We start from the raw sequence: 13800 nt of genomic DNA on the forward strand, positions 1-13800 counted from the left end.
CTTTCACCTGGTCATTCAGAGGTAGGGTCATTGTGATGCCCTTTTCACCTGTGACGAAACAGTCGAACATTCTGCCACAAGAGTTGAGATTTACGACTAATCTAATTTCGTATAAACGACTGATTTACGATGATTAAGATAGAGGTCACACTCTTGAGGGCTCACAGTTTGATCAAACAGAGGTTTTATCACTACAAATACACTCAATTGGCTAAATTTCACGCTCAACAAGCATAACAAAACCAGCTCTAAAGTAGAGCTGGCTTAATTAAATAAGCAAAATAGGCAGGTTTAGCCAATAAAACTGAGGTAACCCTGCAAGATAATGGCGTTAACGATATCGATAAAGAAGGCGCCCACAATTGGCACAACCATAAAGGCCTGAGGCGATGGGCCCGTCCTCGAAACAAGTGCTCCCATGTTCATCACAGCCGTAGGTGTAGCCCCCATACCAAAACCACAGTGGCCACCCGCCATCACAGCGGCATCATAGTTTCTACCCATTAACCTAAAGGTGATGAAGTAAGCGAACAACGCTAAGGTTACTGTTTGCACCAACAAAATAGCCAATAGAGGCAGTGCAAGGTCAAATATCTCCCACAGCTTTAAATTCATCAAAGCCATGGCTAAAAACAGCGACAAAGAGACAGTACCGAGTACATCGACACTCTCACTCTTTATTTTATAACCATGGGACAGCTCAGTAATATTGGTGATCACCACCCCGATAAACAGGGCATAGACAAATTCAGGCATCTTTAGCCAGCTAATGCCCGAGCTAGAGATAAGCGTCGCAACCCATTTAGCACCAGATACACACAGAAGCAGAATAAACATCACCTCCAAAATGCTTTTGGCTGTCACCCTATCCTCTTCCAACTGATCATAGGTCACTAGATCTGGATGATCTTTATGGTGATTACCACCGACACCGTAAGAGGAGACCAAATTATTCTTATTGATCAACCTTTGAGCGACTGGACCACCGATGATCCCGCCCATCACTAAGCCAAAGGTTGCCGCCGCCATTGCGAACTCTAAGGTATTGATCCCATAGTTCTCCTGGAAGGTATGCGCCCAAGCAACTCCAGTTCCATGGCCACCGGACAACGTAATAGAACCGGCAATCAGCCCCATTAAAGGCTCTAAACCCAACGCGGTCGCCATACTGACACCGACAGCATTCTGAATAAGAATAAACAGAGACGCGATCCCTAGAAATAGAAAAACCTTAGAGCCACCTTTAAGCAACAACTTATAGTTTGCGGCCAAACCTACGGTACTGAAAAACATCAACATTAATGTTTTCTGCATCGAAAGAGTAAACGCGAGGGTAATATTGTTGAAATGCAAAATGGTGATAATAGCCGCGACAATCAAACCACCAACGATGGGCTCAGGAATATTATACTTTCTGAAAAAAGGCACATGACGATTAATAGAGTGCCCAATAAAGAGCACTAAAATTGCGACTAAAAACGACTCAAGCTCGCCAATTGAATAAACTGTGTTCATGAAACTCCTATTTGAAGCTCTGCAGTTTTACTCCCTTCTATCAATCCCAACGCGGGCTCGATAAATAGATAAGTAAAATGCCGTTCTCCATTCGGTCATACTGAATACAAAAAATATACTCAGCACATAAGATGAGACAGCAGCACAAGGTGCTATAACTACTCGTTTTACGACATTGAATTTATTTGAGGAGAGGGGCGCTATATCTCAAATTGTGAGACCATCTTTCTCGGCCTCCGCGATACGTGCACGTTCAGCTTTAGAGATATATTTAGGTTTATTACTCGAATGAAGTTTGGCATTAGCTTTTTTAGCCTTACCCTTCAATGTTTCATTGATCTTCTTCTTTCTATTCATCTCTAACCCACTCTATTTGATTTTTACTCAATCCATCAGGATAGAGGTAAAGGCCGCGCATTATAGCGCATTTCACTGCCAGAATCGAAATTCAACCGAGTTCAAAGCCAATATAGACTCAATTTAACATGGAAAAACATGAGGCTAATTCTAGAGAAAGTTAATTAACTATTTAAAAAAATTGAAAAATATCCCTTAGATAATTAAGGGCAAAGTGATGCTTATCCCTGCAAAAAAAACCGCCACAGCAAGACTGAAACAAAGGCGCAAAAAAGACTTGTTTAACCTTACAATTCAAACAGGTAGCCAACAAAACAAAAACGCAGCCAGTTGGCTGCGTTTTTGTGTCTAAATAACTTAATTACCTATTGGTCTATAAGTTACTTAGTCACAACCCAAAGCGCATGTAGCAAACCTGGGATGAAGAATAATAGACATAGGATGATATTGATCAAAAGATCTTTACCCACACCTGATTTTAAAAATACAGCCACAGGTGGTAACAAGATGGCGATCACAACAAGTAACAGCTTATTGGTGTCCATTAACTAACTCCTTTAATAATTATTTCTGTTTAGGCCAATCTAACTTCTCAGGCTCTGACCACATTTGCAACTGCTTTATTGTATTAAGGGCAGTAAAACTCACTCCCTCACTAGGGTAATTGATGTATTGATACTCTTTACCGCTAAAAATAAAGTGCAAACTAAAGGCGTGCAAGTAGCCTCTGTCCGACTCCTCACCACCATAAAGTGTATCACCTAAAATAGGCACACCTATACTCGCAAGTGCAACTCTTAACTGGTGAGTCTTGCCACTTAACGGCTTTAGCAGATACAGACGTAGCCCCTCTGCCACCGACTGAGAGAAGAACTGCGTTTTAGCCGGATTATCCATAGTTCTCATCAATTTATACATGCTACGGCGAGACTTAGCCATATCACCAATAATCGAGCCTTGCTTCTTCTTTGGCTTTCCTTTCGCTAAAGCTAGATAATACTTCTGTACTCTATGCTCAGTAAACAAACGGGTAAACTCAGCAGCTGCTTGACTCGACTTAGCAAACAACAAAAGCCCCGACGTCAAGGTATCTAGTCTATGCACAGAAAAGAGTTTAACCCCTAAATCTTGCTCAAGCTTCGCCATCACACCAGCACTACCATCTTGACTATGAAAATGAACATTATGGGACTTAGCGATCACGATAAAATCGGTTTCATCGGCAACTATCTGGTACATCTATCTCTCATTAATTTCCAACTTTCAGTTAAAAAGTGATACTAACAATCAAGCCAGGCTCGTTATCCATCAGCTTAACTTGCGCATTGTGGCGAGCAAAAATTGCCTTCACCAAAGATAAGCCTAAGCCTGTACCCTGGTTATGACGACTGGGATCTAATCTCACCAAACGCTCGAACACTCGCTCCTTCTCACTATCTGGGATACCAGGGCCATTATCACGGATCTGGATCTCACTTCCCTGCTGAACAATCTCAATTTGAGCACCTTCGCCAGCATACTTAATCGCATTATCGACCAGATTAAATAGTGCCTGAAACAACAGAAACTTGTCCCCAGTCATCTCAACATCATCAGAAGTGGTTAAGCTCAATGTCTGCTCATTACTCTCCGCCATCACCTCAGCCATCTCATAGAGATCTTCACACAAAACCTTAAGATTAAAGTCCTGCAACTCCAATGTTTGTTGCCCCTCTTCGATACGGGTCAATGAGAGCATGGCATCAAACGTGGCTAAACAGTGATCTAACTTCTCAGTCAAAATGGCGCACGCTTCTGGTAATTCTTGCGCAGTTTTATCTGGCAACTGCTCTAAGCCTATTCTTAGATGTGATAATGGGGTTCGTAAATCGTGGGCAATATTATCGGTCGCTCCTCGAACAGCCAGCAAGTTATTCTCTAAGGTATCGAGCACCCGATTAAACTTACCCGCCAACATATCAAACTCATCTTGACGCCAACTCACCGGCAGGCGCGTGGAGTATTCCCCCTTCTCAATCAAACGACTCAGACGGTTGTACTGCACTAAACGGCGTAATATCGCTTTAGAGAATAGATAACCTAGGGCTAGTGTAAGTACGATAGTCAGCATCAATGCAGTGATCGCGGCGTTCACGAAGCGATCAATCAAGGTCGCAAGCTGATCCGTTCGGGTAGCAATAAGCACTGGGCCATAACGGGTCATCACTAAACCACCCGTTAAAATATGCAGTTTATCGGGGCCCGCTGTTAAGATGGGGAACTCTCGGGTTTTGGGCAGCATGGGCATATCATCGGGGATCAAACTTAACGCTCCCACGAGATCTAACGAGCTACGCCACACGACCAAAGCAGTTTTAGGATCGGCAGCCTTAACCTGCACAGCAAAGCTGCGCTTATCTAAGGTCAGCGCCATCTGTTGATAACGCGCCTTCTCTGCTGCCAAATGTTGATTGGTTTGTAGCTCTTGTTCATTCATCAGCTGACGATACATGCCAAGCAGTAAGGTACCTATGATGAGCGTAACAAGAGCCGAAAAGATAATAGTAATGCGCCAAGCACTACTCTGGTAGGGCTTAATTCCCTTGACGGAGACGATAGCCAGCACCCCTGACTGTTTCAATCAACTCGCCAAAACCTAGCTCTTCGAATTTACGTCTAAGTTTTGCAATATGAACATCAATCACATTAGTACGAGGATCGAAGTGGTAATCCCACACAGCTTCAAACAGCAAGGTACGGCTAATCACTTGATTCGGGTGTTCCATCAAATACTTTAATAACTGAAACTCTTTTGGCTGCAGCATCAACTCGTTCCCATCTAAGGTCACTTTGCGAGTCAACAGCTCCATCACCAGATTACCTACGGTTAATCCAGTTTCGGCTGGTTGTGATAAACCACGCTGCATCAATTTTTCGGCTCTAACCAATAGCTCAGAAAAAGCAAAAGGCTTAGTCATATAATCATCGCCACCAGCGCGCAGGCCTTTTACCCGCTCATCCACATGGCTTAAAGCCGACAAGATCAATACCGGAGTCTGGCTCCCTGTGGCTCTCAATGCCGCCAACAGCTTAAGACCATCGAGCTGTGGCAGCATACGGTCAAGCAAGATCAGATCATACTTCATGCTTGTAGCAAGCAGTAACCCCTGGTGACCATCTGAAGCCGTCTCAATATTGTGACCCTGTTCGGTAAATCCTTTAACCACATATTCGATAGTGGTTGCGTCATCTTCTACGAGTAATATCTTCATATGCTAATTTAATCCCAGGTTAGCAGCGGCAATGGGCGTTGATTTTGAATATCGAAGGCCAGCCTGTGCTTGCCAGTTTCGTCGATAAGTTTAATCTCAAGGTAACTGATCCCAAGATCATGATCGATTTGGGCTTCTAAGATATGACCATGACGACCGTCCATCGCCTTGTGGACTAAGGAGTAGAAACTCTGTCCGATATCTTCCATCAGGTTAACAGCCTTAAGACCGTCTTTATCATCAGCCTCTAAGGTTTCCACCTTTTGGTTGATTAGGTGACCGTCTTTAGCTTTAAATTCAAACTCGGTGATCGTCTCTCTTTGGGTATCGATAATCGACACCTCGTAGATCAACTCACCGTTCTCAACATCGATCTCAAATTCACAGATAACACCTGAGTATTGCTTCTCGATTTTGAGCATAAGGGACTGAGGAGAGAGGTTTTGTCGATCTGACAGCAGCTCTAGTACCGATTTTTCAGCCCAAGTTGGTGCTGAAAAACCTACACTTGAAAAAAGCACTAAACCCACTAACCAACGCGCCATGGATCCTCCCTTAATCATCACTATAACCTTCATCTTATCTCAATCGAAAAAAGCCGTCACCACGAAGCGGCTCTACCAAGGATTTTACTCACTTTACCCACATTATTGAAGATAAAGGATTTATATTTATCTGACCAGTACGCAATCTATACTAATGCATAGCTTCGTATTATTGAGCCACTAGCTTTAAGCTATCGATCTCAATCTCAATACCTTGCCACTCATCATCAACTTCGCCTTTAAGAGTCACTTTAGTATCACTGTTGACCTCGATATTACGCCAAAGTGCATTATCTATTTCCACTTCAACATCACCAGACTGATCGCGGAAAAGGTACTTCTCATCACCTAAGCTCTTAACTAGGTATCCAGTCAACTCAACAGGGGTATCATCGGTCGCGTGACTTGCATCTTTCGCACTCTTAACTAAGGTTTCGACGCCAGGGCCATTGTATGCAGCGAATGCTGGCAGAGTTAATACGCATGATAAAATAATTGAACCAGCTAATGCTTTAGACATCTTATTTCTCCTTTAGAAATTAACAGATATCTTAAAGGGTCGACCATATTGTAGAGATGGAATAAAGATTAACCTTTGATCATTAATTGTTACTTCTATCGCACTGCTCTTAAGGTTCTAAAATATGGATCAGCTCAGACTTAAACGCGACCTCTGTCACCACACCAACCACTAAGCCAATTTTATTAGAGTAATGCAGAGGAACCTCAGCATGTAACTGATGTTTAACCCCTTTAACACTGGCAATCAAGCGAACTGTCTCTCCCATGGTTAACATGGAATCTATAGTGATCTCTAGCTTATTAAAGCTGCGACAAAGACGCCCCTGCTTAATAGAGTTAAAACGTATCCCCTGATTAGGGATAACCCAACGCACTTTGGCGCCGACCTCTAAGCTATCAAAATAAGTACTAGCTATCAGATGCTCACCAAACTTCAACCAAGTGATCTGACGCTCCTCCTCTTGGGCGATAACGTAAGCATCGAAGATATTTCTCAGACCCATCTGTTTCGCCACAGCTTCGGTGCGCGGCCTAGTCAGCACTTCATGGGGGATCCCCTGCTGAAGCATCTTACCTTGGCTAATTAAGATCATATTATCGGCGAGCAGTAGTGCTTCATTGAGATCGTGAGTCACCATGATCACAGGAATAGAGAGCTGAGATTTAAGGCGAGCAAGCTCTAGATAGAGACGCTCACGGGTCTCCCTATCCACCGCAGAAAATGGCTCATCAAGTAGCAAGACTGAGGGTTCACGAGCTAGAGCTCTAGCCAGAGCCACCCTCTGTCTCTGGCCACCTGAAAGATTAGCGGGCAAGCGGTCGGGCAAACCATGAAGATTAACTCGCTCTAGCCACTCTTTCGCTCTGGGCTCACGCTCAGCTTTCGGAATATGATCAAGTGCAGCAACAACATTACCTAAGGCGGTCAGATTGGGAAATAGACCGAAATGTTGTGGCACATAGCCTAGGTGACGCTGCTGAGGCGTAAGATGAATTTTATCTCCATCGTTAAACCAATCCCTGTCACCATAGCGGATCACACCAGATTCTGGATGATTCAAACCGGCAATCATACGCAGTAGCGTTGATTTACCGCCACCGGAAGGGCCAACCACAGCCAGTACTTCACCCGCCTTACAGACAAACTCGGCATCTAGACGGATCTGTTTATCTTGTTTGATCTGACAATAGAGATCACCGACGTCTTGAGGCATGTCCTGCTCCCATACGTCTAGACAGACTGGTTGTAAATGCCAGTACCGTAACCGCAAAAATAAGTAATACCAATGACATCTGCCCTGCGCTGGCAAAATCGAAGGCCTGTACACTGTCATAGATGGAGATTGCTATGGTCTTGGTCTCTCCCGCAATATTACCGCCCATCATCAAAACCACACCAAACTCACCTAATACATGGGAGAAGCAGAGTACCAAAGCGGTTAACACGCCTGGCCACACCATAGGCAGCTCAATTTTAAAAAGCACCTTGAGCCGGCTCATGCCGCAACAGGCTGCTGCGTCACAAACATCTTCGGGTACAGCTTCAAATGAGCGCTGAATAGGCTGAATGGCAAAGGGGATATTCACCAAAATAGAGGCGATAACTAGGCCAGAGAAGTTAAATACCAACTGGTGACCAAACAGACTCTCTAGCGTCTGACCAAGCCAAGATTGGCTTCCCAGCCCTACTAAAAGGTAATAACCAATCACAGTCGGTGGCAGCACTAAAGGCACCATGATCAGCGCTTCAACCCAAGATTTACCTCTGAATTGTCGATAGGCTAGAAAGCGGCTCACAAAAATAGCAAAAGGGATCAAGATAAGCACAGTAACGCTACTGAGCTTGACCGATAGAAGTAGGGCTTGCCAATCCATCAACTATTCACCTTTGGCAACACCTGGAGGTAAGCCAAAGCCAAAATCACTGAAAACTTGGCGCGCTTTGTCGGTTTGCAGGTATTGATAGAAGGCCTTCGCTGTTGATCCAGCACTGTTTAGCAGCACCATACGTTGATAGATAGGTTCATGCAGTGACTCTGGCAGAGCCTTATAGCGTCCCAACTTCTGAAATTGTGGCGCTATTGCGAGCGAAAGCGCGATAATACCGCCCTGAGTCGAGCCGCTCACGGCAAACTGTGCAGCTTGCGATACATTCTCGCCGTAGATAAGAGCAGGGGTAATAGACTCCCAAAGACCAAACCCTTTTAGCAAGAAGCGAGCCCGCTCTCCATAGGGAGCATGATCTGGATTTGCAATAGCAAAACGTTTTAGCTCACCGCTATCGATTAAGCGCTTTAATCCTTTTAACTCAGGATCTAACTGAAGTGGAGAGTTTTTTGGCGCAGCTATCGCGAGTCTGCCAACAGCATAAAGTACGCCATCATCGAGCGTTCCGCCAGACTTAGCCAACTGCTCAATATATCTCTCATCCGCCGACAGAAACATCTGAAAAGGAGCGCCATGTTTTATCTGAGCAACAAAGTTACCCGATGATCCGTAAGAGAGACGCACCTTAAGACCTGTGTCTTGGGTAAACGCAGAAGACAGCTCATCGAGGGCAAACTTAATATTTGATGCAGCAGCAATAGCAGGTACATCCGCCGCTTTTGCCTGCATCACACTAAGCCCAAAAACTAAGATTATGCTAGCTAATGCCAGCCCTAATCCCCTCTTCAATCGAATCATGCTCATCCCTTAATTAGATGCTGTTAGGATCTGTCCCACATCTTGGCAGCTTGCTCATCGGCATCTTTAGCTTCAACCCAGCTCTTTCCCGTTTCGCCAGCTTCAAGCTTCCAAAATGGTGCCTTGGTTTTGAGGAAATCTATCAAAAACTCACAAGCAGCAAAAGCAGCTTTACGATGAGCACTAGTCACGCCGATAAATACAATCTGCTCCCCTAGGGACATAGTGCCAACACGGTGAATAATCGTCACCTTGTTAAGGGGCCAGCGCTCACGGGCTTCAGTAGCAATTTGGTTCAATACCGACTCAGTCATCCCTGGGTAATGCTCAAGGGTCAGATCTGTCACCGCACTGCCATCGTTAAAGTCTCTAACTTTGCCGACAAAGGTAACCACAGCACCATCACTATTATCATCAGCTATCAGTGCATACTCCTCAGGAACACTAAAATCCTGAGTTTGGACTCGCACCTTACTTACATTAGCGGACATGATTAACCTCCGGTTACCGGTGGGAAAAAGGCGACTTCATCACCATCTTGCACCTGAGTATCCCAACCACTGATGGTTTGATTGACGGCCACAAGCAGTTTATCTGAAGCTAATACCTTACCCCACTTCTCATCTTTTGATGCAAGCACAGCACGAAGCGTTTCAGCACTGTTTATCTCAGCGGTGGCTTCAACTTGAATAGCACTCTCACCTAACAGCTCTCTTACTTGAGCAAAAAACAAAACATTAATCATATTTTTATACCTTGAAATGACCAGACTTACCGCCACGTTTCTCTAACAGACGCGTCTGTGAGATCACCATATCTTTCTGCACTGCCTTGCACATGTCATAGATGGTTAACGCTGCAACAGAGGCTGCCGTCAACGCTTCCATCTCGACGCCGGTTTTACCTGACAGTTTACATAAACTCGTGATACGCACTCGGCTATGCTCAGGCTGGGCTTCAAGCTCAACTTCAACCTTAGTCAGCATCAGAGGATGACAAAGAGGAATGAGATCTGAGGTTTTCTTTGCAGCCTGTATGCCGGCAATACGCGCCGTTGCGAACACATCACCCTTATGGTGACTGCCACTCATGATCATCTCTAATGTTGCTGGAGCCATCTCGATAAAAGCTTCTGCGCGTGCTTCTCTTTCAGTTACCGCTTTCTCAGTTACATCCACCATATGGGCATTGCCATCGGCGTTAATATGGGTGAACTCATTACTCATTACATAAAACCTTAATCTGTTTCAGCTGTGACTTTACGATTGATTTTTTTACTTAATATTACTCAGCAGGCTTTTTTACATGCATCACAAAATTACACGGTCTGTGTCTGGCATCCAACTGCTCTTTGAGGATCTTTGTCCAGCCGGTTCTGCAGGCACCTGTAGATCCCGGCAGGCAGAAAATAGCCGTTTGATTAGCAAATCCACCCAGTGCTCTAGACTGTACCGTCGAGGTACCTAGCTCAGTAAATGTGATATGCCTAAATAGCTCACCAAAACCCTCAATCTCTCTATCAAACAGAGGCTTAACGGCTTCTGGTGTATTGTCTCGCTCAGTAAATCCTGTACCACCAGTGGTGATAACCACCTGCACCTCGTTGGACGCTATCCATTGAGACAGCTGTGAGCGGATCGCATATTTATCATCTTTGATCAGTTTACGATCAACAAGCTTATGCCCAGCCTCTATTAAGTTATCTTCGAGAAACTGTCCAGAGGTGTCTTGGGTCAAGTCTCTGCTATCAGAAAGAGTGAGTACCGCAATATTCAAAGGGATAAACTGGCTAGTAGTGCAATGGCCCATAGTAACTCTCTGTTTAATTATGTTTCGAAGAAGGCTGAGAAATTATACCCATGACAGTTAGCAAAATAGTTGCACTAGGTCATGGGATTAACTTTATAAACATGAATTTAGCCACCGATAGAAGCTAAATGCTGTGTCACACCTGTAATACCGTCGTGGAGGAAGTGTGTCTCTTTTTTCTGAGCAAGCTGGCCATGAAGCCGCTTAATCAGTTCAGGTCTGTGAGACTCATCTTGCAACAGATCTCTAAGATCGACACCGTTTTCGGTAAACAGACACAGATGTAACTTACCATTCGCCGATACACGTAACCGATTACAGCTGGCACAGAAGTGTTTGTCATAGGGCATGATTAAACCGATACGCCCTTTATGATCATCGCGACTAAAGTTTTGCGCAGGACCATCATCGACCGCAGATTGATCTAAACCCCAGCCATCGGCAAGCAACTGAGATTTAATATCCGCACCGGCAAGATGGTGTGCTTGGAAATAATCACGCCCAAGTCCCGTCTCCATCAACTCGATAAAGCGCAGATCTATGGGAGTATTTTTAATCCAGTGCAGAAAGCGGGGCAGATCTTTATCGTTCAAGCCTTTCAGCAGAACCGCATTGATCTTTACCCGTTCAAATCCGGCGTCTAGAGCAGCGTCTATACCACGCATCACCTCATCGAACTTATTCTCGCCTGTGATCTGATAAAACATCTTAGGATCTAGACTGTCGACCGACACATTGATGCGCCTTAAGCCTGCGTCGTACCACTCTTTAGCATGCTTCTCTAAACGGTAACCGTTTGTCGTTGTCGCGATGGTTTTAATCTTATCGTTATCAGCAACCGCACGAATAATATCGGTAAAGTCTTTACGCAGCGTCGGTTCGCCGCCAGTGATACGAATTTTTTGAGTACCGACTTCAGCAAAAGCTGCGACTAAGTTTTCAATCTCGCTAAGCGCCAAAAACTTAGAACGACCATTAGGTCGATAGCCATCGGGGAGGCAGTAAGTACATTTGAAATTACACACATCAGTGACTGACATGCGCAGATAGTGAAACCTTCGACCAAAATTGTCTTGTAGTTGAGACATGATCACCTTTCCAAGTAAGGGGAGGTGAGAGAATTTCTTATCACACCCCGGTGGCGATATTGCCACGGCTTAGCGTCCATATCTGTTGACGTAGGACAAAAAGCTCGGAGAACCGTCAGTGAGCAATTATAGGCCTATTTGGCCTCTGAACCCTAGCTTTAAAGCGTTATTTCTTGCTCAGGATCAATTGAGCGTTAACATTTTGTGACGACACTCACATTCAAAGCAGAGATGCGGTAGACTCATATCACTGTGCCATCGGCTTATTTTGTTGTAAGGTGGTGAGCATGATTAAAACACCCGTTTAACGGGGAAATGTACCTAGAGGTGAAGTGATGGAACGCGAATCGATGGAGTTCGATGTCGTTATTGTTGGAGCCGGTCCCGCGGGATTAGCCACAGCATGCCGACTAATGCAGGTGTCGAAAGACAGTGGACAGGAGATAACTGTCTGTGTGGTAGAGAAAGGTTCAGAGGTGGGGGCCCACATTCTTTCTGGCGCGGTATTTGAACCCACAGTACTCGAGGAACTCTTTCCCGATTGGCGTGACACAGGCGCACCACTACATACGGCGGTGGAAAGCGACGAGATCCATATGTTGAGTTCAGCCTCAGCTTCACGCGCCATGCCTAACGCGCTTCTGCCCAAAACCATGCATAACGAAGGCAACTATATTATTAGTGTCGGCAATTTGGCTCGCTGGTTAGCCGAACGTGCAGAGGAACTCGGTGTCGAGATATTCCCAGGTTTTCCCGCAAGCGGCCTGCTCTTCAATGAAGATCAAAGCGTTAAAGGCATACTAATAGGCGACATGGGCGTCGGTGCCGACGGTCAGGAGAAAGGAAGCTATGAGCCAGGTATGGAGCTGCATGCTAAGTACACAGTATTTAGTGAAGGTTGCCGAGGTCATTTAGGTAAGCAGTTAATAGAAAAATATCATCTGGATAATGGTAAAACCCCACAACATTATGGTTTAGGGTTTAAAGAGATCTGGAAAGTCCCCAGCGAACAACATCAGCAAGGTAAAGTGGTCCATACTGGTGGCTGGCCTCTCACCGATGGCGCTTCCGGTGGTGGCTTCCTCTACCATCTCGAAGATAATCAAGTGGCTGTGGGTCTTATTGTCGACCTTAACTACCAAAATCCACACCTTAGCCCGTTTGATGAGTTCCAGCGCTATAAAACACACCCAGTTATCGCTCAATACCTAAAAGATGGTGAGCGTCTAAGTTATGGGGCGCGAGCCATCACTAAGGGCGGCCTAAATTCACTGCCTAAGATGAGCTTCCCCGGTGGACTTATCATAGGCTGTAATGCTGGCACCCTGAATTTCGCCAAGATCAAGGGCACACATACCGCCATGAAGAGTGGTTTGCTCGCGGCAGAAACCATAGGTCAGGCAATTCTTGCTGGCGTTGAGGGTGGCAAAGATCTCGACTGCTTTGCTGAGAAGTTTGAGCAAAGCTGGCTACAGGAGGAGTTATATAAATCCCGTAACTTCGGTCCAGCTATGCACAAGTTCGGTACTTACTTAGGTGGCGCCTTTAACTTTATCGATCAGAACTGGTTCGGTGGTAAGTTCCCTATCACCTTAAGGGATGAGAAGCCCGACTATGCTCAGATGGCCGATGCCAGCGCTTACAGTAAAATTGATTACCCTAAACCCGATGGTAAGTTGAGTTTCGACAAGCTCTCCTCTGTGTATCTGTCCAATACCTTCCATGAGGAAGATCAGCTCTGTCACCTCAAACTACAAGACGTGCGTATCCCTATCGATGTCAACTTAGTGAAGTTTGATGAGCCAGCTCAACGATACTGCCCAGCTGGTGTCTATGAGGTGATCGAGGAAGAGGGTGAACAAAAGTTTGTCATCAATAGTCAAAACTGTATCCACTGCAAAACCTGTGATATTAAAGATCCAAGCCAGAATATCACTTGGGTAACACCAGAAGGTGGTGGTGGACCAAACTACCCCAACATGTAAAAAGCAGATAAACGCACTCTTATGAGTGCGTTTTTACTTTGCA

At 45.1% G+C, this 13800-nt stretch carries 17 protein-coding genes and 1 riboswitch; of the genes, 1 reads left to right on the forward strand and 16 read right to left on the reverse strand.

The features are described from left to right. Window positions 1-291: 291 nt before the first annotated feature. The 16 genes from gltS to moaA all read right to left on the reverse strand — a co-directional run bounded on the left by gltS (window position 292) and on the right by moaA (window position 11772). The gene (gene gltS, locus SWOO_RS24535; protein ID WP_012327344.1) at window positions 292-1515 is read right to left on the reverse strand and encodes a sodium/glutamate symporter; all 1224 of its coding nucleotides are present in this window, start codon (window positions 1513-1515) and stop codon (window positions 292-294) included. 207 nt (window positions 1516-1722) lie between these two features. Beyond that, on the reverse strand, window positions 1723-1872 hold the full coding sequence (locus tag SWOO_RS26180; protein ID WP_012327345.1) for a DUF2986 domain-containing protein: 150 nt from the start codon (window positions 1870-1872) through the stop codon (window positions 1723-1725). A gap of 380 nt (window positions 1873-2252) precedes the next feature. Then, the gene (locus SWOO_RS26185) at window positions 2253-2417 is read right to left on the reverse strand and encodes a YqaE/Pmp3 family membrane protein (RefSeq protein ID WP_012327346.1); all 165 of its coding nucleotides are present in this window, start codon (window positions 2415-2417) and stop codon (window positions 2253-2255) included. 19 nt (window positions 2418-2436) lie between these two features. Beyond that, window positions 2437-3111 carry a TIGR01621 family pseudouridine synthase gene (locus SWOO_RS24545; RefSeq protein ID WP_012327347.1) on the reverse strand — a complete coding sequence of 225 codons (675 nt, stop codon included), beginning with the start codon at window positions 3109-3111 and terminating at the stop codon, window positions 2437-2439. 28 nt (window positions 3112-3139) lie between these two features. Then, window positions 3140-4363 (reverse strand): sensor histidine kinase, encoded by a 1224-nt coding sequence (locus tag SWOO_RS24550; RefSeq protein WP_195743012.1) that lies wholly within the window; start codon window positions 4361-4363, stop codon window positions 3140-3142. A gap of 82 nt (window positions 4364-4445) precedes the next feature. Next, the gene (locus SWOO_RS24555; protein ID WP_012327349.1) at window positions 4446-5123 is read right to left on the reverse strand and encodes a response regulator transcription factor; all 678 of its coding nucleotides are present in this window, start codon (window positions 5121-5123) and stop codon (window positions 4446-4448) included. Window positions 5124-5131: 8 nt separating this feature from the next. Beyond that, window positions 5132-5668 carry a PepSY domain-containing protein gene (locus SWOO_RS24560; protein WP_012327350.1) on the reverse strand — a complete coding sequence of 179 codons (537 nt, stop codon included), beginning with the start codon at window positions 5666-5668 and terminating at the stop codon, window positions 5132-5134. A gap of 169 nt (window positions 5669-5837) precedes the next feature. Next, a complete protein-coding gene (locus SWOO_RS24565; RefSeq protein ID WP_012327351.1) occupies window positions 5838-6188 on the reverse strand; it encodes a NirD/YgiW/YdeI family stress tolerance protein in 351 nt (116 codons plus the stop codon). Between the two features lie 109 nt (window positions 6189-6297). Then, entirely contained in the window at window positions 6298-7404 is a 1107-nt protein-coding gene (locus SWOO_RS24570) for an ABC transporter ATP-binding protein (RefSeq protein WP_012327352.1), read from the reverse strand. Then, window positions 7385-8065 (reverse strand): molybdate ABC transporter permease subunit, encoded by a 681-nt coding sequence (modB, locus tag SWOO_RS24575; protein WP_012327353.1) that lies wholly within the window; start codon window positions 8063-8065, stop codon window positions 7385-7387. Before modB ends, SWOO_RS24570 begins: the two co-directional genes overlap by 20 nt. Before the next feature lie 3 nt (window positions 8066-8068). Further along, window positions 8069-8875 (reverse strand): molybdate ABC transporter substrate-binding protein, encoded by an 807-nt coding sequence (modA, locus tag SWOO_RS24580; protein WP_012327354.1) that lies wholly within the window; start codon window positions 8873-8875, stop codon window positions 8069-8071. A 23-nt stretch (window positions 8876-8898) separates the two neighbouring features. After that, window positions 8899-9366, reverse strand: coding sequence for a molybdopterin synthase catalytic subunit MoaE (moaE, locus tag SWOO_RS24585; protein WP_012327355.1), 468 nt, complete (start codon window positions 9364-9366; stop codon window positions 8899-8901). A gap of 2 nt (window positions 9367-9368) precedes the next feature. After that, entirely contained in the window at window positions 9369-9620 is a 252-nt protein-coding gene (gene moaD, locus SWOO_RS24590) for a molybdopterin synthase sulfur carrier subunit (protein WP_012327356.1), read from the reverse strand. A gap of 4 nt (window positions 9621-9624) precedes the next feature. Next, entirely contained in the window at window positions 9625-10101 is a 477-nt protein-coding gene (gene moaC / locus SWOO_RS24595) for a cyclic pyranopterin monophosphate synthase MoaC (protein WP_012327357.1), read from the reverse strand. Between the two features lie 58 nt (window positions 10102-10159). Beyond that, entirely contained in the window at window positions 10160-10684 is a 525-nt protein-coding gene (gene moaB / locus SWOO_RS24600) for a molybdenum cofactor biosynthesis protein B (protein WP_012327358.1), read from the reverse strand. A gap of 107 nt (window positions 10685-10791) precedes the next feature. Further along, entirely contained in the window at window positions 10792-11772 is a 981-nt protein-coding gene (gene moaA / locus SWOO_RS24605; RefSeq protein WP_012327359.1) for a GTP 3',8-cyclase MoaA, read from the reverse strand. Next, a riboswitch (molybdenum cofactor riboswitch) is annotated at window positions 11760-11894 on the reverse strand. (Overlaps the previous gene by 13 nt.) Before the next feature lie 213 nt (window positions 11895-12107). Between moaA and SWOO_RS26570 the strand changes: the two genes are divergently transcribed. Beyond that, window positions 12108-13757 (forward strand): electron transfer flavoprotein-ubiquinone oxidoreductase, encoded by a 1650-nt coding sequence (locus tag SWOO_RS26570; protein ID WP_012327360.1) that lies wholly within the window; start codon window positions 12108-12110, stop codon window positions 13755-13757. The last annotated feature ends 43 nt before the right edge of the window (window positions 13758-13800 follow it).

This window comes from Shewanella woodyi ATCC 51908, from assembly GCF_000019525.1.
GTDB lineage: Bacteria > Pseudomonadota > Gammaproteobacteria > Enterobacterales > Shewanellaceae > Shewanella > Shewanella woodyi.